The sequence below is a fragment of the Spirillospora sp. NPDC052269 genome (genome assembly GCF_040679435.1).
Classification (GTDB): domain Bacteria; phylum Actinomycetota; class Actinomycetes; order Streptosporangiales; family Streptosporangiaceae; genus Spirillospora.
The window spans coordinates 475,053-496,242 of sequence record NZ_JBFAUU010000002.1; the positions used below are offsets into that span (position 1 = coordinate 475,053).

Sequence of the window (21,190 nt, forward strand, 5' to 3'; positions counted from 1 at the left end):
ATGCCCCGACCTGGCAGGCGCCCTTCGCGACTGCCGGACGGTCATTCACCACCCGGGCGGCAGCTCGATGGGGCGGCGAGTCCACCACCAGCGAACTTCACGCCCCTCAGCCAAAGGGCGCGAGTACTGCGACAGCTCCGCCCCGCCGTCTTCGCGGGTGACAGCCCGGAAGCGCGCGTCGAGCTGCTCCAGGCAACGACCCACCTTGCTGCGCAGGGACGACGGCATGTCGTCGAGGAAGTCCTCAATGCTTCCTCTGACATCCAGATCGTTCAGGTACACGTGCACCATGTAGCGCTCCTGGCGAGGCCGGCCCTCTTCCATACGGGAGATCAGGATCTCCCAGTCGCGCAGGCAGTTGAGGACGCCGTAGGTCGGCTCACTGGCCTTGAAGCGCCGCCCGGCGTTCTCTCGCGTCAAGACCTGCAGGTCAAGGAGTGCGATCGCCCCCCTGCCCTCGTCCGTGAGCGCGCGAAGCAGGCGATCCGTCTCGTCTTCACTCGACGGAGGCCACTCCCACGGGACAGCTCAGGCCGGTGCCGCCGAGGCCGCAGTAGCCGTTGGGAACCTTGTGGAGGTACTGCTGGTGGTAGGGCTCGGCGAAGTAGAAGGGCGGGGCCTTGGTGATCTCGGTGGTGATCTCGGGGTAGCCGGCGGCGGTGAGGGTCTGCTGGTAGGCGGCCCTGGAGGCTTCGGCCTGGGCCTGCTGGGCCTCGGTGTGGGTGAAGATCGCCGAGCGGTACTGGGTGCCGACGTCGTTGCCCTGGCGCATGCCCTGGGTGGGGTCGTGGGACTCCCAGAAGACCTTGAGGAGGGTCTCGTAGGAGACCTTGGCCGGGTCGTAGACGACGCGGACGGCCTCGGTGTGGCCTGTCTGGCCTGAGCAGACCTCTTCGTAGGTGGGGTTGGGGGTGTGGCCGCCCTGGTAGCCCGCAGCGGTGGTGATCACGCCTTCGGTCTGCCAGAACTTGCGCTCGGCGCCCCAGAAGCAGCCGAGGGCGAAGTCGGCGGTCTCGGCGTGGCCGGGGTAGGGCGGGGTGAGCGGGGTGCCCAGGACCTCGTGGCGGGACGGGACGGGCATCGGCTCGTCCCGGCCGGGCAGGGCCCTCTCAGGGGCGACCATCTGGGTCTTCGCGAAGCCGAACATGTCTCTCAGACTACGTCCGCGTCGCCGGGATCGTCGGTCGCGCGGTCGCCGTAAGGATTCCGTTCGATCTGGGCACGCACCGCCGGTCGGACCGTGTCCCTCGTCCCTCTGTGACCCCGTTCGCAGTCATCAGTGTCACCTAGATTGACTGCTTACGTGCTGATAGCGTGCCTTTTGTGGTCAACCGTCGGGGTTTGGTATTCGGTGTCGCTGCGTACGTTCTCTGGGGGCTGTTCCCCCTCTACTGGCCTCTGCTGAAGCCCGCCACCGCGGTGGAGATCGTTTCGCACCGCATCATGTGGTCGCTGGTGGCGTTCCTGGCGATCCTCGCGGTGGGACGCAACTGGTCCTGGATCCGGACGCTGGACCGCAGGAAGATCGGACTGCTCGCGCTCGCGTCCGTGTTCATCTCGATCAACTGGTGCGTCTACATCTACGCGGTGAACACCGGGAAGACGATCGAGGCGTCCCTCGGCTACTTCATCAACCCGCTGATCAGCATCCTGTTCGGGGTGTTCATCTTCCGGGAGCGGCTTCGCCGGTGGCAGTGGGTCGCGGTCGGCCTCGGAACGGCGGCGGTCGCCGTCCTGACGGTGGACTACGGACGGCTCCCCTACATCGCGCTGACCCTCGCGTGCTCGTTCGGCGTCTACGGGCTGCTGAAGAAGTTCGTGTCCATGCCGTCCGCGGAGGGCCTCGCGGTGGAGACGACGGTCATGTTCGTCCCGGCGGCCGCGGTGTCGATCGTCCTGCAGGCGCACGGGACGGCGTCGTTCGGCCACCACGGATCCGGGAACATGGCGCTGCTCGCCCTGTCGGGCGTCGTGACGGCGATCCCGCTGCTGCTGTTCAACGCCTCGGCGGTGCGGGTGCCGATGAGCACCATCGGACTGCTCCAGTACCTCGCGCCCATCCTGCAGTTCCTCATCGGCCTGTTCGTGCAGCACGAGGAGATGCCCGCGAGCCGCTGGGCCGGGTTCCTGCTCGTCTGGGCCGCGCTGATCGTCCTCACCGTGGACGGTCTGCTCACCGGACGCCGAACCCGCCGCCTCGCCCGCCAGTCGGCGGCTCCTGAGCCCGCAGCCGCGCCTTCGACGACGGCCGTGCCCGCGCCCAGCGGAAGCGACCCGGTCGCCGAGCCCGCCACCTGACGCGGCCCCTCCGCCTGACCTCGGACGATGCGGATGGCGCGCGGCAGGTAGGGAAAACCCTGAAAATTTCCTGAGCGAACCGTCAACCTTCGGCGGATTAAACCTGTCTATAGAGTGAGATGCCTGCACCCGCTAGAGTGCGGGAGATCACACCCTGAAGCCATCCAACTCCCCATCCCCCGAGGAGCCCCCGGTTGCGTCTGCTCAGCACGGCCGTCGTCGGAACGGCCATTGTCGGAGCCGGTCTACTCGCCCCGGTCTCGGGTGCCACCGCCGCGTCCCGCGACGTCATCTTCAACCCCTCCGTCGCGCAGCCCGGGCAGCACATCCGGATCGACATCCTGAAGTGCCCGGTCGGCAAGAGCCGCCACTGGGTGCACTCGAAGGCGTTCGCCAAGGACGCCACCGTCTACGGCAAGGGTGCCAACGGCCAGGCCAAGGTGGTCGTGAAGCACGGTGTGAAGTCCGGCAACTACAAGGTGACGGCGCACTGCGGAGGCCGCGCCCTGGTCACCAAGGTCCGCGTCTCGAACAAGCCGTGGCCCGCCGTGATCCCCTCGCCGCTGACGCCCGGCGTCCGCTGAGCCCCACGCAAGCCCCCACGCGAGCCCGGCGTCCGCTGAAGCCCCCGCGCACCGCCTCGACGCTCGAGCTCGGATTCCGCGCGTGAACCGAGCCCCCCGAGCAAGAGGAAAGGCCCTCCTCGGAGGGCCTTTCTCATGTCCATGAACGGGAACCGGAGCGTCAGCCGGTGCGGGAGACGACGTAGTCGCAGAGGCCGATGAAGGCGTCCCGCGCCGGGATGTCCGGGAGCGTGAGCAGCTCGGCGCGCGCGTCCTCGGCCCAGGAGCGCATGTCGGCGCGAGCCCGCTCCATCGCCGGGTGGGCGCGCAGCAGCGCGAGCGCCTCGGCGTGCAGGACGTCGTCGGTGAGGTCGGTGACCAGCAGCTCGCGGAGCCGCTCGTCGTCCGGCCCGGAGCCGACGCCCTCCAGCACCAGGTGCATCGGAAGCGTGCGGATGCCCTCGCGCAGGTCGGTGCCGGGCGTCTTGCCCGACTCCTCGGTCTCGGACGCGATGTCGAGGATGTCGTCGGACAACTGGAAGGCGATGCCGATCTTCTCGCACGCGGACGTGATGGTGTCCACGACCGCGGGAGAGGCGCCGGCGAGCAGCGCGCCGAACTGGCCGGAGACGGCGATCAGCGAGCCGGTCTTGTCGGCCATGACCGACAGGTAGTGCTTGAGCGGGTCGACGCCCTCGGCGGGGCCCACGGTCTCCTGGATCTGGCCGCGGACGAGCCGGGCGAACGCGCGCGCCTGGATCCGGACGGCCTCGGGACCGAGGTCGGCCAGCAGGTCCGAGGCCCGCGCGAACAGGTAGTCGCCGGTGAGGATCGCGACGGTGTTGGTCCACCGCGAGTTCGCCGACTCCTGCCCGCGCCGGACGGTCGCCTCGTCCATCACGTCGTCGTGGTAGAGCGTCGCCAGGTGGGTCAGCTCGACGACGACGGCGGCCGGGACGACGCCCGGCGCCTCCGGGGAGCCGAAGTGGGAGGCGAGCAGCACCAGCATCGGCCGGAACCGCTTGCCCCCCGCATCGACGAGGTGCTTGGAGGCCTCGGAGAGCAGCGGATCCTCGCCCTGCACGGAGGAGAGCAACAGCTCCTCCACCGCGGCGAGCCGCTCCCGCACATCTGAGGTCAGCCCATCGGGCAGACCGAACGGAACGGCGCTACTCACCCAAACCCCCTACGGAGCACTACCGGACGAACATCTGTGTCGCGGCGTGTCCCGCCAGATCCAGCATGGGCTGGGGCAGGACGCCGAGTACCACAGTAGCCGCCACGCCGAGCGCCACGGCAGCCGCGGTCATCGGGCCCGCGACCACGGTCGGACCGTCCGCCTCGGGCTCGCTGAAGAACATCACCACGATGACCCGGACGTAGAAGAACGCCGCGACCGCCGACGACAGGACGCCGACGACCACCAGCGGGGTCGCGTGTCCCTCGACCGCCGCCTTGAAGACCGCGAACTTCCCCGTGAAGCCGGACGTCAACGGAATTCCGGCGAAGGCTAGCAGGAAGAAGGAGAAAACGCCCGCCACCACCGGGGACTTCCGGCCCAGCCCGGCCCACCTGGACAGGTGCGCCGCCTCGCCTCCGCCGTCCCGGACCATCGTGATCACCGCGAACGCGCCGACCGTGGTGAAGCCGTAGGCGACCAGGTAGAACAGCGCGCCCGCAAGGCCGTCCCGCGTCACCGCGACGATCCCGGTGAGCAGGAAACCGGCGTGCGCGATGGACGAGTAGGCCAGCAGCCGCTTCAGGTCGGTCTGGGTGATCGCGATGATCGCGCCGACGACCATCGTGAGAATCGCCACACCCCAGGTGAACGGCCGCCAGTCCCAGCGGAGCGTCTCGAACCCGACGTAGTAGACGCGCATCAGCGCGCCGAACCCCGCGACGAGCGTGCAGGACGCCATCAGCGCGGTGACCGGGGTCGGGGCGCCCTGGTAGACGTCCGGCTTCCACATGTGGAACGGCACAGCGCCGATCTTGAACAGCAGGCCGACCGACAGCAGCGCCACGCCCGCGAGCATCAGCGTCTCACTGCCGGCGTCCTTGCCGAGCTGCGTGGAGATGTCCGCCAGCCGCACCGAGCCGGCGTAGCCGTACAGCAGCGCCGTCCCGTACAGGAAGAACGCCGAGGAGAACGCGCCGAGCAGGAAGTACTTGACCGCGGCCTCCTGCGACAGCAGGCGGCGGCGCCGGGCCAGGCCGCACAGCAGGTACAGCGGCAGCGACATGATCTCCAGCGCGACGAACATCGTCAGCAGGTCGTTCGAGGCGGGGAACATCAGCATGCCCCCGACCGCGAACAGCATCAGCGGGAACACCTCGGTCTGGGTGATCCCGGCCGCCATCGTCTCCTGCTCGGCCTCCGTGCCGGGCAGCGCCGCCGCCTGCGCGGTGAAGCTGGCGTGCCGCCGCTCGGCGATGAGCAGCAGCGACAGAGTCGCCAGCACGAGGATGGTGCCCTGGATCAGCAGGGTCGGGCCGTCCAGGCCGATCGCGCCCATCGCCGCGGCGTGGAACGACGGGTCGTGGTGCAGGCCGATCCAGTTGAACCCACCGGCCAGGTAGACCGTCCAGAGGAAGCCGGCGATCAGGCCGACCCCGGCGAGCGGGGCCTGCACGTAGTACCGGAGGCTCCGGTTGACGAACGCCTCCACCAGCACCCCGGCGAGCGCCACGCCGAACACGATCAGCATCGGCGCGAGCTGCCGGTACTCGATGATCGGGCTGGGGAATTTCTCCACGCCGGACGGGGCTGCCGCGAGTCCCGCGGCGACCATTGACACGCTCACGGCCGGGCTCCGTTCTCGGCGACGTTACCGTTGATCTTCGGGGCCGGGTCCTGGACCTGCACCCGGCTCAGGCCCTTGTCGACCGACGGGTTGATGGCCTTGAGCACCGGCTGGGGGAACAGGCCCATCGCCACGATGATCGCGATGATCGGGGCGACGGCGACCTTCTCCCGCAGGGAGAGGTCGGGCATGCCCTTGACCTCCTCGCGGGCGGGTCCGCCCATGGTCCGCTGGTAGGTCCACAGGATGTAGATCGCGGCGAGCACGATCCCGGACGCGGCGAGCACGGCCGGCAGGCGGTGCCTGCTGAAGGTGCCGATCAGCACCATCAGCTCGGACACGAAGGTGGACAGTCCCGGCAGCGACAGCCCGGACAGGCCCGCCACCAGGAACGTCCCGGCGAGCACCGGGGCCACCTTCTGCACACCGCCGAACGCGTCGATCCGCGCCGACTTCCGCCGCGCGATCATGAAGCCGACCAGCAGGAACAGCGCGCCGGTCGAGAACCCGTGGTTCACCATGTACAGCGTCGCGCCGGACTGGCCCTGCGAGGTCATGGCGAAGATGCCGAGCACGATGAACCCGAAGTGCGACACCGAGGTGTAGGCCACCAGGCGCTTCAGGTCGACCTGCCCGATCGCCAGGACCGCGCCGTACACGATGCTGATCACCGCGAACGCGAGGACGACCGGGGTCGCCCACTTGGCCGCGCCGGGGAACAGCTCCAGGCAGAACCGCAGCATGCCGTAGGTGCCGACCTTGTCCAGCACGCCCACGACGAGCACCAGGGCGCCCGCCGGGGCCTGCGCGGCCGCGTCGGGCAGCCAGGTGTGGACGGGCACCATCGGCGCCTTGATCGCGAACGCGACGAAGAAGCCGAGGAACAGCCACTTGGCGGTCATGCCGTCCACGTGCTGCATCTTGTTCAGTTCTTCGAACATGAACGTGCCGTGGCCGAGCTGCTCCTGCGACAGCGGGTACAGCCAGATGACGGAGACGAGCATCAGCAGCCCGCCGAACAGCGAGTACAGCAGGAACTTCACGGCCGCGTAGGACCGCTGCGGACCGCCGTAGGACCCGATGATGAAGTACACCGGGATGAGCATCGCCTCGAAGAAGACGTAGAAGAGGAAGACGTCGGTCGCCGCGAAGACGCCGACCATCATCGCCTCGAGCGCCAGCAGCAGCGCGAAGTAGATCTTCGCGGAGCGCTTCGGGGGGGTGTCGGTGCCGCCGGAGCGACCCGCCTCGTCCCAGCTCGCGATGATCACGAGCGGGACGAGGATCACCGACAGCAGCACGAGCACCAGCGCGACGCCGTCGACGCCGACGGCCCAGTGCACGCCGAACTGCTTGATCCACCAGTACTTCTCTTGGAACTGGAAGCGGTCGCCGCCGGTCTTGAAGGCGGTCGTCATCACGATCGCCAGGACGGCCTCGACCACCGAGATCCCGAGCGCGGCCTGCTTGGCCAGGCTCTCGTTCTCGCGCGGCAGCAGCCCCACCAGCAGCGCGCCCACGGCGGGCAGCGCGATGAGGACGGTCAGCCAGGGGAAGTCGGTCATGAGACGTTCACCACCAGGAGGGCGGCGACCACGATCGCCGCGCCGAGGTACATCGAGAGGGCGTAGGAGCGGGCGTACCCGGTCTGGATCCGCCGGATCCGGCCGGACGTCCCGCCGACGCCGGCGGCGATGCCGTTCACCGCGCCGTCCACGCCTCGGTTGTCGAACCAGACGGCGAGCCGGGTCAGCCACTGGCCGGGCCGCATCAGCAGCGACTCGTTGATGGCGTCCCCGTAGAGGTCGCGGCGCGCGGCGCGGGTGAGGAAGGACCCGGCCGGGGCCTCGAGCGGAACCGGCCGCGCCCCGTACTGCCGCCACGCGATCGCGACGCCGACGATCATCAGGACGAACGTCGCGACGCCCGGCGCGCTCACCGGGTTGAAGTGCTCCTCCTCCGGCGTCCCGACCACGGGGGCCAGGAAGTCGGAGAACCCGCCGAGGACCAGGAACCCGCCCGCGAACACCGACCCGACGGCCAGCAGGATCAGCGGGATGGTCATCACCTTCGGCGACTCGTGCGGGTGGACGCCCTCCTGCCAGCGCTTCTCGCCGAAGAACGTCATGATCATCACACGCGACATGTAGTAGGCCGTGATGCCGGCGCCCACCAGCGCGCACGTGCCGAGGATCGCCCCGGACGTCCCGCCCTTGTTGTAGGCGGCCTCGATGATCCCGTCCTTGGTGAAGTAGCCGGAGAACGGCGGGCACCCGATGATCGCGAGGTAGCCGAGACCGAACGTCCCGTAGGTCACGTACATGACCTTGCGGAGCGCGCCGTAGTGCCGCATGTTCACGTCGTCGCCGGTCGCGTGCATGACCGACCCGGCGCCGAGGAACAGGCCCGCCTTGAAGAAGCCGTGCGCGATGAGGTGCGCGATGGCCAGGGCGTAGCCGGGCGTTCCCAGCCCGGCGGCGAGGGTCATGTAGCCGATCTGCGACATCGTCGAGCCGGCCAGCGCCTTCTTGATGTCGTCCTTGCCGGACCCGATGATCGCACCGGCGAGCAGCGTGGCCGCGCCGACGATGGTCACGACCATCTGGGCGTCCGGCGACATCTCGAAGATCGGGGCGGACCGGACGATCAGGTAGACGCCCGCGGTGACCATGGTCGCCGCGTGGATCAGCGCCGACACGGGGGTCGGGCCCTCCATCGCGTCCAGCAGCCAGGACTGCAGCGGGAGCTGCGCCGACTTGCCGCACGCGCCGAGCAGGAGCAGCAGCCCGAGCGCGGTCGCGGTGCCGGACGTCAGCTTCGCCGCCAGGCCCACGTGCTCCGCGCCCGTGCCGAGGATCGTGGTGAAGTCGACCGAGTTGAACGTGGCGAACATCAGCATGATCGCGGTGACCAGGCCGAGGTCGCCGACGCGGTTCACCACGAACGCCTTCTTCGCGGCGACCGCGGCGGTCGGCTTGAACTGCCAGAACCCGATCAGCAGGTAGGACGCGAGACCCACGCCCTCCCAGCCGAGGAACAGCACGACGTAGTTCGCGCCGAGCACCAGCGTGAGCATCGCCGCGACGAACAGGTTGAGGTAGGCGAAGAACCTCCGCCGGTCCTCGTCATGGGCCATGTAGCCCATCGAGTAGATGTGGATCAGCGAGCCGACGCCCGTGATCAGCAGCACGAAGCTGATCGACAGCGGGTCGACCAGCAGGTCCATCCCGACGTGCAGCGAGCCGACGTCGAAGAAGTTCCACAGGTGCAGCGTGCGACGGCGCTCGGCGTCGTCGTAGCCGAGCATCTGGACGAACATCCCGGCGCCGACGGCGAACGACGCGAGTGACATCGCGACGCCGAGGAGATGTCCCCACCGGTCGGTGCGGCGTCCTCCGAGCAGGAGGACCGCCGCCCCGAGCAGCGGGAACGCGATGAGCAACCAGGCCGCGGCCTGGATCCCTTCCGCTTTCACTGGCCGCGGCCCCCTAGTACTTCAGCAGGTTCGCGTCGTCGACCGACGAGGACCTGCGGGTCCGGAAGATGGTCATGATGATGGCGAGGCCGACCACGACCTCGGCCGCCGCCACGACCATCACGAAGAACGCGATGATCTGGCCGTCGAGGTTCCCCTGCTTCCGGGAGAACGACACGAACGCCAGGTTGCAGGCGTTGAGCATGAGCTCCACGCACATGAACACCACGATCGCGTTGCGGCGCACGAGCACGCCGATCCCGCCAATGGTGAACAGGATCGCCGACAGCGCCAGGTAGTGTCCCGGGCTCACTTCTCGACCTCCTCGGTCTCGGCGACGGCGCCGGCCTCGGAGTCGGCGGTCTCGGTCACCGTGCGGACGGCCCTGACGTCCTTGTCCAGGGCCTGCCGCTCGGTCTTGCCCCGCAGGTCGGTGTGCCGGTGCGCGGTGTCGGTCCGGGCCGCGATGACCGGGTTGACCGACAGCTCGGACGGCGTGCCGTCCGGCAGGAGCGCGGGCATGTCGACCGCGTTGTGGCGGGCGTAGGTGCCGGGGCCCGGCAGCGGGCCCGGGTGGGCGCCGGTCTGGGCGCCCCTGCGGAAACGCTCGACCGACAGCGACCGCTGGGTCGGCTTCGGCGTGGTGCGCTCGCGGTGCGCCAGCACCATCGCGCCGAGCGCCGCCGTGATGAGCAGCGCGCTGGTCGCCTCGAACGCGAACACGTACTTGGTGAACAGCAGGTACGCCAGGCCGCGGATGTTCCCGCCGTGCTCGGCGTTGGCCGCCTTGAGGCCGGCCGAGTCGCCGAGCGCGGCGTTGGCGAAGCCGGTGCCGAGCAGCGCGATGAACCCGATGCCGCTGACCGCGGCCCAGAACCGCTGCCCGCGCAGCGTCTCCACCAGCGAGTCGGTGGACGAGACGCCGACCAGCATCAGGACGAACAGGAACAGCATCAGCACCGCGCCGGTGTAGACGATGACCTGCACGAACGCCAGGAACGGCGCGTCCTGGATCGCGTAGAGCGCGGCCAGCGACAGCATCACCGTCGCCAGCAGCATCGCCGAGTGCACGGCCTTCCGCATGAAGATCATGCCGAGCGCGGCGGCGACCGACACGATCGCCAGGAGCCAGAAGAAGAACGGCTCGCCCGACTGCTTGTCGGCGACGGTGCCCGCGAGCACGTGCGCCGTGCCCGCGTGGCCCGCGAGGACGTGGGCGGTGGTCATTTCTTCTCACCGCCTTCCTCGGGCTGCAGGCCGAGGCGGTAGTAGTCCTCCTCGGTGTCCCCCAGCCGCATCTCGTGCGGCGGGGGCTCCATGCCCTCGCGCAGCGGCGCGAGCAGCATGTCCTTGGTGTAGATGAGCGATTCGCGGCTGTCGTCGGCGAGCTCGTACTCGTTGGTCATCGTGAGCGCCCGGGTCGGGCACGCCTCGATGCAGAGTCCGCAGAGGATGCAGCGCAGATAGTTGATCTGGTAGATCCGGCCGTACCGCTCACCGGGCGAGTAGCGCTCGTCCTCGGTGTTGTCGGCGCCCTCCACGAAGATGGCGTCGGCGGGGCACGCCCAGGCGCACAGCTCGCACCCGACGCACTTCTCCAGACCGTCCGGCCAGCGGTTCAGCTGGTGGCGTCCGTGGAAGCGCGGGGCCGTCGGCTTCTTCACCTCGGGGTACTGGACGGTCTCGCTCTTGGTGAACATCTGGTGGAACGAGACCCCGAACCCCTTCACCGGGTTCAGGAAGTCAGTGAGTCCCACTGCTGACCTCCTCACGAGAGGTTTCGGTGATCCGCGGCCGCGGCACGTCGCGGTGGCCGTGGTAGTGCGGGGCGTCCATCGGCGGGACGGGATAGCCGCCCGCGTCCGGATCGGGGGTCGGTGGTGGCTGCTCCATGTCCGTGGCGTCGCCGCCGCTCCGGGTGAACTCCCAGGCGAAGGTCAGCAGGATCACGACGATCGCGATGCCGGCGATCGCCGCCATCACGCCTGTGGCGTTGTGGCCCTCGTTCTTCCACACCCGGATGATCGCGACCAGCAGGATCCAGCCGATCGAGAAGGGCATCAGCACCTTCCAGCCGAGCTTCATCAGCTGGTCGTACCGGACGCGGGGCAGCGAGCCGCGCAGCCAGATGAAGAAGAAGATGAACAGCCAGAGCTTGATCATGAACCACAGCACCGGCCACCAGCCGGAGTTCGCGCCGGCCCACACGGTGGAGATCGGCGCGGGGGCGCGCCAGCCGCCGAGGAACAGGGTCGTGCACAGCGCCGACAGCGTCGCCAGGTTGATGTACTCGGCGAGGAAGAACATCGCGAACTTCAGCGACGAGTACTCGGTGTGGAAGCCGCCGACCAGCTCGCCCTCGCCCTCGGGCAGGTCGAACGGGATGCGGTTCGACTCGCCCATCATCGTGATGATGTAGACCACGAAGGACGGGAACAGCAGCACCGCGTACCAGGTGTCGGCCTGCGCGTTGACGATCTCGGTGGTGGACATCGACCCGGCGAACAGGAACACCGCGACGAACGACAGCCCCATCGCGATCTCGTAGGAGATCACCTGCGCGGACGAGCGGAGCCCGCCGAGCAGCGAGTAGGGCGACATCGACGACCAGCCCGCCAGGACGATCCCGTAGACGCCCATCGAGGACATCGCGAGCACCAGCAGCACCGCGACCGGCAGGTCGGTGCCCTGCAGCGCGGTGTGGTGCCCGAAGACCGACACGGTCGGGCCGAACGGGATGATGGCGAACGAGATGAACGCGGGCACCGCCGAGATGACCGGCGCGAGGACGAAGACGACCTTGTCCACGTTCCGGGGGACGATGTCCTCCTTCAGCGCCAGCTTCACGCCGTCCGCGAGGCCCTGGAGCAGGCCGAACGGGCCGGTCCGGTTCGGGCCGACGCGCAGCTGCATGCGGCCGATGACGCGCCGCTCGACCCACATCGACATCAGGACGGTGAGGACCAGGAAGACGAAGATCGCGAGGACCTTGCCCCCGATCAGCCACCACGGGTCCTTGCCGAAGGTGGACAGCGTCGGGTCGGCGGGCGCCGGACCCGCCAGCACCGCCGCTCCCGCCGAACTCACCAGACTCATCGGGAGCCTCCGATCGAGACGATGTCCCCGGCCGCCGCGCCCAGGTCGGCGTGCAGCGCGACCGGAGCGGAGTTGGCCGGGAGCCACACCACCCGGTCGGGCATGCCGGGCGTGATCACCAGCGGCAGCGTGACCTCGCCGCGCGGGCCGCGCACCGTGAGCTCGCCGTCCGCACCGGCCTCCTCGGCCGTCGCCGGGGACACCCGGGCGACCGCGTCGCGGGCCGTCCCGGCGAGGTAGGGCTCGCCGTCCTGCAGGGTGCCGCGGTCGAGCAGCAGCCGCCAGCTCGACACCAGGGCCTCGCCCGGTCCGGGTTGCGGCAGGACGCCGGTCGCGACCGACGGCGCGGGCGGCCGCTCGCCGCGGAACGCGCCGAGCCCGGTCAGCTCGCGGCGCGCCGCGTCCGGGTCGGGCAGTCCGAGGTGGACGTCCATCTCGTTCGCCAGCGCGTCGAGGACGCGCAGGTCGGACATCTTCCCGGCGGTCTTCAGGACGGTCTCGAACGGGCGGCCGCGGCCCTCCCAGTCGACGAACGTCCCGGCCTTCTCGGCGACCGCCGCGACCGGGAGCACGACGTCCGCGCGGTCGGTGACCGCGCTGACCCGCTGCTCCAGGCTCACCACGAACGGCGTGCGGTCGAGCGCGGCGAGCGCCGCCTCGGGGTCGGCCAGGTCGTTCGGGTCGAACCCGCCGACCAGCAGCGCCCCGCGCTCCCCGGCCGCCGCGGACGCCAGGATCCCGGCGGTGTCGCGGCCCGGCGTCGCGGGCAGTTCCGCGACGCCCCAGGCGCGGGCGGTCTCGGCGCGGGCGTCCGGGTCGAACACCGGACGTCCGATCGGCAGCAGCCCGGGCAGGGCCCCGGCCTCGACCGCGCCCCGCTCGCCCGCGCGGCGCGGCACCCAGGCCAAGCCCGCGCCGGTGGCGTGCGCCAGCCGGACGGCCGCGGACAGCGCGCCCGGGCTCGTCGCGAGGCGCTCGCCGACCAGGATCACCGCGCCGGGCTTCTCCAGCAGCTCGCGGACCTCGGTGTTCTCGCCCGCGACCAGGCCGCCGAGCACTTCGGCCTCGGCGCCGGGCACGGCCGGAAGCAGCGTCCCGCCGGTCTTCTTCAGGCCGCGGGTCTCGAACGGCGAGACCGAGACGACCTTCAGGCCCTTCTTACGGAACGCCTTGCGCAGCCGCAGGAAGACGATCGGCGACTCCTCCTCGGGCTCGAACCCGGCGAGGAGCACCACCGGCGCCTTCTCGAGGTCGCTGTACGACACCTCGATCGGACGGCCCGCCACCCCGAAGGCCAGGAACTCGGCCTCCTCGGAGCTGTGCGGACGGGCCCGGAAGTCGATGTCGTTCGTGCCGAGCGCGATCCGGGCGAACTTGCTGTAGGCGTAGGCGTCCTCCAGCGTGAGCCGTCCACCCGGCAGGACACCGGCCTTGCCTCGTGCGCGCGCGAGGCCGCGAGCGGCCACCGTCAGCGCCTCGGGCCAGGACGCGACCTCGAGCACACCCTTCTCGTTCCGGACGAGCGGGTGCGTGAGCCGGTCGGGCTGGGTGGCGTAGGAGAACGCCCACCGGCCCTTGTCGCAGTTCCACTCCTCGTTCACCTGCGGGTCGTCCCCGGCGAGGCGGCGGGTGACCTTGCCGCGCCGGTGGTCGGTGCGCAGCGCGCAGCCGGACGCGCAGTGCTCGCACGCCGACGGCGTGGACACCAGGTCGAACGGCCGCGACCGGAACCGGTAGGCCGCGCCGGTCAGCGCGCCGACCGGGCAGATCTGCACGGTGTTGCCCGAGAAGTAGGACTGGAACGGGTTGTCGGTCGCCGCCCCGACCTGCTCCTTCGCGCCGCGCTCGAACAGGTCGATGAACGCGTCCCCGGCGATCTGGTCGGAGAACCGGGTGCAGCGCGCGCACTGGATGCAGCGCTCGCGGTCGAGCAGCACCTCGGTGGACAGCGGGATCGGCTTGGGGAAGGTCCGCTTGGCCTCGGTGAACCGGGTCTCGCCGCGCCCGTTGGACATCGCCTGGTTCTGCAGGGGGCACTCGCCGCCCTTGTCGCAGATCGGGCAGTCCAGCGGGTGGTTGATCAGCAGCAGCTCCATCACGCCGTGCTGCGCCTTGTCGGCGACCGGGGAGGTCAGCTGCGTCTTGACGACCATCCCCGGCATGACCGTGGTGGTGCAGGACGCCTGCGGCTTCGGCATGCCGCGCCCGTTGCCCGCGTCCGGGATCTCCACCAGGCACTGGCGGCAGGCCCCGATCGGGTCGAGCAGCGGATGGTCGCAGAACCGCGGGATCTGGATGCCGAGCAGCTCCGCCGCCCGGATGATCAGCGTGCCCTTGGGGACGCTGATCTCGAAACCGTCGATGGTGCAGGTCACCATCTCGACCTGCTGCCGCTCGACGGTGCTCTTCTCGTCGGCGACGGTCATACCGCAGCACCTCCCCACAGGGTGGACTTGGCCGGGTCGAACGGGCAGCCGCCCTGCTCGAAGTGGCGGATGTACTCGTCCCGGAAGAGCTTGATCGAGGACACGACCGGGCTGGTCGCGCCGTCGCCGAGCGCGCAGAACGAGCGGCCGAGGATGTTGTCGGACAGGTCCAGCAGGGTGTCCAGGTCCTCCTCGGAGCCCTGGCCCGCCTCCAGCCGCTTGAGCAGCTGCTTGTACCAGTACGTCCCCTCGCGGCACGGGGTGCACTTGCCGCACGACTCGTGCGCGTAGAACTCCGACCACCGCAGGACGGCCCGGACGACGCAGACCGTCTCGTCGAAGATCTGCAGCGCCCGGGTGCCGAGCATGGACCCGGCCGCGCCGACCGACTCGAAGTCGAGCGGGACGTCCAGGTGCTCGTCGGTGAACAGGGGCGTGGACGAGCCGCCCGGCGTCCAGAACTTCAGCTTCCGGCCGCCGCGCATGCCGCCCGCCATGTCGAGCAGCTCGCGCAGGGTGATCCCGAGCGGGGCCTCGTACTGTCCGGGCCTGGTCACGTGCCCGGACAGCGAGAAGATGCCGAACCCGGCGGACTTCTCGGTGCCCATGGAGGTGAACCAGTCGGCGCCGTTCGTCACGATCGAGGGAACGGATGCGATGGACTCGACGTTGTTGATGACGGTGGGACCGCCGTAGAGTCCCGCGACCGCGGGGAAGGGGGGCTTGAGCCTGGGCTGACCCCGATATCCCTCAAGGGAGTCCAGCAGGGCCGTCTCTTCGCCGCAGATGTACGCCCCGGCGCCGGTGTGCACGACCAGTTCGAGGTCGTAGCCCGAGCCGAGGATGTTCTCGCCCAGGTACCCGGCGGCGTAGGCGTCCCGTACCGCCTGCTGCAGACGCCTGATGACGTGCAGCACCTCGCCGCGCACGTAGATGAACGCGTGGTTGGACTTGATCGCGTACGAGCTGATGATGACGCCCTCGACGAGGACGTGCGGGTTCGCCAGCATCAGCGGGATGTCCTTGCACGTTCCCGGCTCGGACTCGTCCGCGTTCACGACCAGGTAGCGCGGGTTCGGGCTGTCCGCGGGCAGGAAGCCCCACTTCATGCCGGTGGGGAAGCCCGCGCCGCCGCGTCCGCGGAGGCCGGAGTCCTTCACCGTCTGCACGATCGCGTCCGGCTCCATGGCGAGGGCCTTGCGCAGCGCGGTGTAGCCGCCGTCGCGCTCGTACCCGGCCATGGTGAACGAGTCGGGCTGGTCCCAGTTCCTGGTGAGGATGGGAGTCAGCGTGGTCATTTCTCTCCCTCCCCGGCCCCGTCGGCGGTCGGCTTGGCGTCCGCGTCGGGGGCCGTCCAGCCGCGCTCGTGCGCGAGGTCGAGCCCGCGCAGCGACTCGGGTCCGGCCTGGACGCCCTCGTGGGCGAGCCCGTCGTCGAAGCCGGCCAGCACGCGGCTGGCCTCCTTCCACGTGGCGAGCTTGTTCGGGCCGCGCGAAGGCAGCACCTCCTTGCCCGCCCGGAGGTCGTCGACCAGACGCTTGGCCTTCTCCGGCGTCATGTTGTCGAAGAACTCCCAGTTCACCGTCATGACGGGCGCGAAGTCACAGGCCGCGTTGCACTCGATGCGCTCGAGCGAGACCTTGCCGTCCTCGGTCGCCTCGTCATGGCCGACGCCCACGTGGTCGGTCAGCTCGGACCAGATCTGGTCGCCGCCCATCACCGCGCACAGCGTGTTGATGCAGACGCCGACGTGGTAGTCGCCGACCGCCTCGCGCTTGTACTGGGTGTAGAACGTCGCGACCCCGGTGACCTGCGCCGGCGTGATGCCGAGCGTCTCCGCGCAGAACGCGATCCCGCGTCCGGTGACGTGGCCGTCCACCGACTGCACCAGGTGCAGCATCGGCAGCAGCGCGGAACGGGTCTTGGGATAGCGCGCCAGGATGTCCTTGGCGTCCCGGTCCAGCCGCTCCCGGACCTCCGGGTCGTACGGCTCGGTGTTCCGGAACGGCGGCTCCAGCTTGAGCAGTTGCTCGCTCAACGGTCCACGCCTCCCATCACGGGGTCGATCGAGGCGACCGCGGCGATGACGTCGGCGACCATGCCGCCCTCGGCCATCGCGGGCGCCGCCTGCAGGTTGGTGAACGACGGCTCGCGGAAGTGCACCCGGTAGGGGCGCGTCCCGCCGTCGCTGACGAGGTGCGCGCCGAGCTCGCCGCGCGGCGACTCGACCGGGGCGTACACCTGCCCGGCCGGGACCCGGAAGCCCTCGGTCACCAGCTTGAAGTGGTGGATCAGCGCCTCCATGGAGGTGCCCATGATGTGCGCGATGTGGCGGGGCGAGTTGCCCATGCCGTCCGCGCCGATCGCGAGCTGCGCCGGCCAGCCGATCTTCTTGTCCTCGACCATCACCGGGCCCTTGACCGTCTGGAGCCGCTCGACGCACTGCTCCACGATCTTCAGGGACTCGTCCATCTCCTTCATCCGGACCAGGTAGCGGCCGTAGACGTCGCAGGTGGTCTCGGTGGCCACCTCGAAGTCGTAGGTCTCGTAACCGCAGTACGGCTGGGACTTGCGCAGGTCCCAGGGGATGCCGGTGGAGCGCAGGATCGGGCCGGTGATGCCGAGCGCGGTGCAGCCCGTCAGGTCCAGGTACGCGATGTCCTTGGTGCGCGCCTTGTAGACGGGGTTGTCGTCCATCAGCTTGCGCATCGCCTTCAGCCGCTTCGGCATCCGGTCGAGGTAGTCGCGCAGCTTGCTCATCGCGCCGGACGGCAGGTCCTGCGCGACGCCGCCCGGACGGACGTAGGCCATGTTCATCCGCAGGCCGCTGATCTCCTCGAACAGGTCGAGGGTGTACTCACGCTCGATGAAGCCGTTCAGCATGACGGTCGTCGCGCCGAGCTCCAGGCCGAACGTGGCGATCGCGACCAGGTGCGAGGAGATCCGGTTGAGCTCCATCATCATCACGCGGATGATCGAGGCCCGCTCCGGAATCTGGTCGGTGATGCCGAGCAGCTTCTCGACACCCAGGCAGTACGCCGTCTCGTTGAAGATCGGCGCGAGGTAGTCCATCCGGGTGACGAACGTGGTGCCCTGCGTCCAGGTGCGGAACTCCATGTTCTTCTCGATGCCGGTGTGCAGGTAGCCGATGCCCACGCGGCACTCGTCGACCGTCTCACCGTCGAGCGTCAGGATCAGCCGGAGTACGCCGTGCGTGGACGGGTGCTGCGGGCCCATGTTCACCACGAGCCGCTCGTCGCCGGCGTCCCGGGCGTCCGCGACCACCTGGTCCCAGTCCTGCCCGCTGACGTCGAAGACACGGCCCTCGGCGGCCTCCTCGGCGGCGGCCGCGTACGCGTCGTACTCGGTGTACTTGGTGGAGGGGCTCATGTGTACGACCTCCGCTGGTCGGGCGGCGGGATCTCGGCGCCGCGGTACTCGACGGGGATGCCGCCGAGCGGGTAGTCCTTGCGCTGCGGGTGCCCGACCCAGTCGTCCGGCATCATGATCCGGACCAGCGCCGGGTGGCCGTCGAACACGATTCCGAAGAAGTCGAAGGTCTCGCGCTCGTGCCAGTCGTTGGTCGGGTACAGCCGGACCAGCGACGGGATGTGGGGGTCGGCGTCGGGGCACGACACGTCCAGCCGGATCCGCCGGTTGTGCGTGATCGACAGCAGCGGGTAGACCGCGTGGAGCTCGGCGCCCTCGTCCTTCGGGTAGTGCACGCCGCTCACGCCCATGCACATCTCGAACCGCAGGTCCGGCGCGTCCCGGAGGGTCGTCGCGACCTCGACGAGGTGCTCGCGCCGCACGTGGAGGGTCAGCTCCCCGCGGTGGACGACGATCCGCTCGACCGCGTCGCCGAAGGTCGGCAGCAGCCGCTCCAGCGCGTCGGCGACCTCGTCGAACTCGCCCGGGTCGGCGGCGCCCTCGGGCCCGCCGAACGGACGCGGCGTGGACACCTTCGGCGCCTGCCGGACGACGAGCCCGCCGTATCCGGAGGTGTCGCCGCTGCCCTGGATGCCGAACATGCCCATCCGGGCCACCGGCTGCTCGCCCCGGTCCTCCTCGCGGTGCGCGGGAAGCCGGTCGGCGGCCTGCTCGGCCTGCTGCTCGGGGTTCTGGCTGCTCATCAGGCCCCCTGTCCCAGCAGCGGGAGCTGGCGGCGCTTGGCCACTTCCAGCTCGGCGATCTGCTTGGCCCGCTGCGGCCCGAGCTTGGTGTTCTGGATCTTGTCGTGCAGCTTCAGGATCGCGTCCAGCAGCATCTCCGGCCGCGGCGGGCAGCCGGGCAGGTAGATGTCCACCGGGACGATGTGGTCCACGCCCTGCACGATCGCGTAGTTGTTGAACATGCCGCCGGAGGAGGCGCACACGCCCATCGCGATGACCCACTTGGGCTCGGTCATCTGGTCGTAGATCTGGCGCAGCACCGGCGCCATCTTCTGGCTCACCCGGCCCGCGACGATCATCAGGTCGGCCTGCCGCGGCGTCGCCGAGGCACGCTCCATCCCCCACCGGGAGAAGTCGTGCCGGGGGTCGCCGGCCGCCATCATCTCGATCGCGCAACAGGCGAGACCGAAGGTGGCGGGCCACACCGAACTCTTGCGCGCCCAGCCGGCGACCTGTTCGACGGTCGTCAGCAGGAAGCCGCTGGGGAGCTTCTCTTCAAGACCCATTTAGTCCCACTCCAGACCACCGCGCCGCCAGATGTAGGCGTACGCCACCAGCACGGTGAGGATGAAAAGGACCATCTCCACAAGACCGAAAACCCCCAGGCTGTCGAAGGTGACGGCCCAGGGGTAGAGGAAGATGATCTCAATGTCGAAGACGATGAACAGCATCGCCGTCAGGTAGTACTTGACGGGGAAACGGCCCCCGCCGACCGGCTGCGGGGTCGGCTCGATCCCGCACTCGTAGGCGTCCAGTCGCGCCCGGTTCCAACGCTTCGGCCCCGTCATCGAGGCCATCAACACCGAACCCGCCGCGAACGCGAACGCCAGAACCCCCAACACGATGATCGGGATATAGAGGTCCACGGAGTCCTACTTCCTCTCCTCGGGGCGTACGACGCTGTACGGACGGGGTCTCCGCGCTCGCGGAGCCCACGCCTCGACGACGCCCCGCCTGCGACTGCGGTCACAAGGCCGGGGTGTCGTCCTGTCCAAGGTGATCAAATAGCACTCCCCTCCGGGGGTCGGGGTCAAGCTGCGGGCGCCACCCTCTGCATGGCGTTGATGATCCGGTCGAACGCGTCCCCGCCCTTGGGGTCGGTGAGGTTCGCCAGAAGCTTGAGGGTGAAGCGCATCAGCGTCGGATGCGGCAGGCCGTGCGCGGTGAGGAACTTCATCACCCGCGGGTCACCGATGGCCTGCACGAACACCCGAGCGAGCGTGAAGTAGCCGCCGTGCTCGTCCTTGAGGATGCGCGGGTACTCGTAGAGGGTCCGCTCGCGCTGCGCCGGGGTTCGCCTGGCGAGCGCCTGGACCATGATCTCGGCGGCCAGCCGGCCGGACTCCAGGGCGTAGTCGATGCCCTCGCCGTTGAACGGGTTGATCATCCCGCCGGCGTCGCCGACCAGCAGCATGCCGCGCGCGTAGTGCGGCTGCCGGTTGAAACCCATGGGAAGAGCCGCGCCGCGGATCGGGCCGGTCGCGTGCTCCTCGTCGAACTGCCACTCCGGCGGCATCTGGGACGTCCAGCCCTTGAGCATGCCGCGGTAGTCCACGTTCTGGAACGACTTGGAGGTGTTGAGGAGGCCGAGGCCGACGTTGGCCGTGCCGTCGGCGAGGGGGAAGACCCAGCCGTAGCCGGGGAGCAGGCGCTGCCCGTCCCACAGCTCGAGCCACGCCTCCATGTACTCGTCGGTGGAGCGCGGCGACTCGTAGTAGCGCCGGACGGCCACGCCCATCGGACGGTCGCTGCGGCGCTCCAGGCCCATGGCCACCGAGAGCCGGGTCGAGTTGCCGTCGGCGGCGACGACCAGCGGGGCGTGGAAGGTGATCTCCTCGCCCTTGTGCTTGGCGGTCACGCCGGTGATGCGGTCGGTGCGCTCGTCGATGATCGGGCCGGTGACGTTGCAGCCCTCGATCAGCTCGGCGCCGGCGGAGGCCGCGTGCCGGGCGAGGAGCTCGTCCAGGTCCATCCGGGAGCGGACGAGGCCGAAGTCGGGGAAGCTGGCCAGTTCGGGCCAGGGAAGCTCGATGCGGGATCCGCCGCCGTAGATGCGCAGGCCCTTGTTGCGGCTCCAGCCGGGGGCGTCGATGTCGACGCCCATCGAGATCAGGGCCCGGACGGCGCGGGGGGTCAGTCCGTCGCCGCAGATCTTGTCGCGCGGGAACGTCGCCTTCTCCAGCAGGAACACGGACAGACCGGCGCGCGCCAGCCAGTAGGCGGTGGACGACCCGGCGGGTCCGGCCCCGACGACGATGACGTCTGCGTGTCGGGTGGAGTCGGTCACAGCGTTCCTCTTACTTCGTTCGCTTGTGAAGTACTTCACAAGAATCCGATGGGGAGTCTATTCCTTTGG

20 protein-coding genes are annotated in these 21,190 nt (G+C 69.6%); 2 read left to right on the top strand and 18 right to left on the bottom strand.

All coding sequences use genetic code 11. From position 1 onward, the window contains the following. Nucleotides 1-45 precede the first annotated feature (45 nt). Both AB0L06_RS05625 and msrA read right to left on the bottom strand, forming a co-directional pair. Nucleotides 46-420 carry a hypothetical protein gene (locus AB0L06_RS05625; RefSeq protein WP_500229711.1) on the bottom strand — a complete coding sequence of 125 codons (375 nt, stop codon included), beginning with the start codon at nt 418-420 and terminating at the stop codon, nt 46-48. Between the two features lie 76 nt (nt 421-496). Further along, nucleotides 497-1,147, bottom strand: a complete 651-nt coding sequence (gene msrA, locus AB0L06_RS05630) for a peptide-methionine (S)-S-oxide reductase MsrA (RefSeq protein ID WP_500229712.1) — start codon at nt 1,145-1,147, stop codon at nt 497-499. A gap of 194 nt (nt 1,148-1,341) precedes the next feature. On the opposite strand from msrA, the gene rarD reads away from it, so the two are divergent. Further along, nucleotides 1,342-2,298, top strand: a complete 957-nt coding sequence (gene rarD / locus AB0L06_RS05635; protein ID WP_500229713.1) for an EamA family transporter RarD — start codon at nt 1,342-1,344, stop codon at nt 2,296-2,298. 194 nt (nt 2,299-2,492) lie between these two features. Continuing rightward, nucleotides 2,493-2,882, top strand: coding sequence for a hypothetical protein (locus AB0L06_RS05640; RefSeq protein ID WP_500229714.1), 390 nt, complete (start codon nt 2,493-2,495; stop codon nt 2,880-2,882). Nucleotides 2,883-3,042: 160 nt separating this feature from the next. On the opposite strand, the gene AB0L06_RS05645 is transcribed toward AB0L06_RS05640, so the two are convergent. The 16 genes from AB0L06_RS05645 to AB0L06_RS05720 all read right to left on the bottom strand — a co-directional run bounded on the left by AB0L06_RS05645 (nt 3,043) and on the right by AB0L06_RS05720 (nt 21,121). Further along, nucleotides 3,043-4,038 carry a polyprenyl synthetase family protein gene (locus AB0L06_RS05645; RefSeq protein WP_500229715.1) on the bottom strand — a complete coding sequence of 332 codons (996 nt, stop codon included), beginning with the start codon at nt 4,036-4,038 and terminating at the stop codon, nt 3,043-3,045. A 19-nt stretch (nt 4,039-4,057) separates the two neighbouring features. Beyond that, nucleotides 4,058-5,653, bottom strand: coding sequence for an NADH-quinone oxidoreductase subunit NuoN (nuoN, locus tag AB0L06_RS05650; protein ID WP_500229877.1), 1,596 nt, complete (start codon nt 5,651-5,653; stop codon nt 4,058-4,060). Between the two features lie 8 nt (nt 5,654-5,661). Continuing rightward, the gene (locus AB0L06_RS05655) at nt 5,662-7,230 is read right to left on the bottom strand and encodes an NADH-quinone oxidoreductase subunit M (RefSeq protein WP_500229716.1); all 1,569 of its coding nucleotides are present in this window, start codon (nt 7,228-7,230) and stop codon (nt 5,662-5,664) included. Next, nucleotides 7,227-9,140, bottom strand: coding sequence for an NADH-quinone oxidoreductase subunit L (gene nuoL, locus AB0L06_RS05660; RefSeq protein ID WP_500229717.1), 1,914 nt, complete (start codon nt 9,138-9,140; stop codon nt 7,227-7,229). The genes AB0L06_RS05655 and nuoL overlap by 4 nt, the downstream gene beginning before the upstream one ends. 13 nt (nt 9,141-9,153) lie before the next feature. Beyond that, nucleotides 9,154-9,453: an NADH-quinone oxidoreductase subunit NuoK gene (nuoK, locus tag AB0L06_RS05665; RefSeq protein WP_500229718.1), complete on the bottom strand. Its 300-nt coding sequence runs from the start codon at nt 9,451-9,453 to the stop codon at nt 9,154-9,156. Beyond that, nucleotides 9,450-10,367, bottom strand: coding sequence for an NADH-quinone oxidoreductase subunit J (locus AB0L06_RS05670; protein WP_500229719.1), 918 nt, complete (start codon nt 10,365-10,367; stop codon nt 9,450-9,452). The genes nuoK and AB0L06_RS05670 overlap by 4 nt, the downstream gene beginning before the upstream one ends. Further along, complete coding sequence (gene nuoI, locus AB0L06_RS05675; protein ID WP_500229720.1) at nt 10,364-10,897, bottom strand: NADH-quinone oxidoreductase subunit NuoI; 534 nt, start codon at nt 10,895-10,897, stop codon at nt 10,364-10,366. Before nuoI ends, AB0L06_RS05670 begins: the two co-directional genes overlap by 4 nt. Then, nucleotides 10,884-12,236, bottom strand: coding sequence for an NADH-quinone oxidoreductase subunit NuoH (nuoH, locus tag AB0L06_RS05680; RefSeq protein ID WP_500229721.1), 1,353 nt, complete (start codon nt 12,234-12,236; stop codon nt 10,884-10,886). The genes nuoI and nuoH overlap by 14 nt, the downstream gene beginning before the upstream one ends. Next, complete coding sequence (locus AB0L06_RS05685; protein WP_500229722.1) at nt 12,233-14,662, bottom strand: NADH-quinone oxidoreductase subunit G; 2,430 nt, start codon at nt 14,660-14,662, stop codon at nt 12,233-12,235. Before AB0L06_RS05685 ends, nuoH begins: the two co-directional genes overlap by 4 nt. Further along, a complete protein-coding gene (gene nuoF, locus AB0L06_RS05690) occupies nt 14,659-15,960 on the bottom strand; it encodes an NADH-quinone oxidoreductase subunit NuoF (RefSeq protein WP_500229723.1) in 1,302 nt (433 codons plus the stop codon). The genes AB0L06_RS05685 and nuoF overlap by 4 nt, the downstream gene beginning before the upstream one ends. Further along, nucleotides 15,957-16,700, bottom strand: a complete 744-nt coding sequence (gene nuoE / locus AB0L06_RS05695; protein WP_500229724.1) for an NADH-quinone oxidoreductase subunit NuoE — start codon at nt 16,698-16,700, stop codon at nt 15,957-15,959. The genes nuoF and nuoE overlap by 4 nt, the downstream gene beginning before the upstream one ends. Further along, complete coding sequence (locus AB0L06_RS05700; RefSeq protein ID WP_500229725.1) at nt 16,697-18,052, bottom strand: NADH-quinone oxidoreductase subunit D; 1,356 nt, start codon at nt 18,050-18,052, stop codon at nt 16,697-16,699. The genes nuoE and AB0L06_RS05700 overlap by 4 nt, the downstream gene beginning before the upstream one ends. Continuing rightward, nucleotides 18,049-18,795, bottom strand: a complete 747-nt coding sequence (locus AB0L06_RS05705) for an NADH-quinone oxidoreductase subunit C (RefSeq protein ID WP_500229726.1) — start codon at nt 18,793-18,795, stop codon at nt 18,049-18,051. Before AB0L06_RS05705 ends, AB0L06_RS05700 begins: the two co-directional genes overlap by 4 nt. Continuing rightward, nucleotides 18,795-19,340, bottom strand: coding sequence for a NuoB/complex I 20 kDa subunit family protein (locus AB0L06_RS05710; protein WP_500229727.1), 546 nt, complete (start codon nt 19,338-19,340; stop codon nt 18,795-18,797). Before AB0L06_RS05710 ends, AB0L06_RS05705 begins: the two co-directional genes overlap by 1 nt. Then, nucleotides 19,341-19,700, bottom strand: coding sequence for an NADH-quinone oxidoreductase subunit A (locus tag AB0L06_RS05715; protein WP_026414223.1), 360 nt, complete (start codon nt 19,698-19,700; stop codon nt 19,341-19,343). Between the two features lie 164 nt (nt 19,701-19,864). Further along, nucleotides 19,865-21,121, bottom strand: a complete 1,257-nt coding sequence (locus AB0L06_RS05720; protein ID WP_500229728.1) for a geranylgeranyl reductase family protein — start codon at nt 21,119-21,121, stop codon at nt 19,865-19,867. Nucleotides 21,122-21,190: the final 69 nt, after the last annotated feature.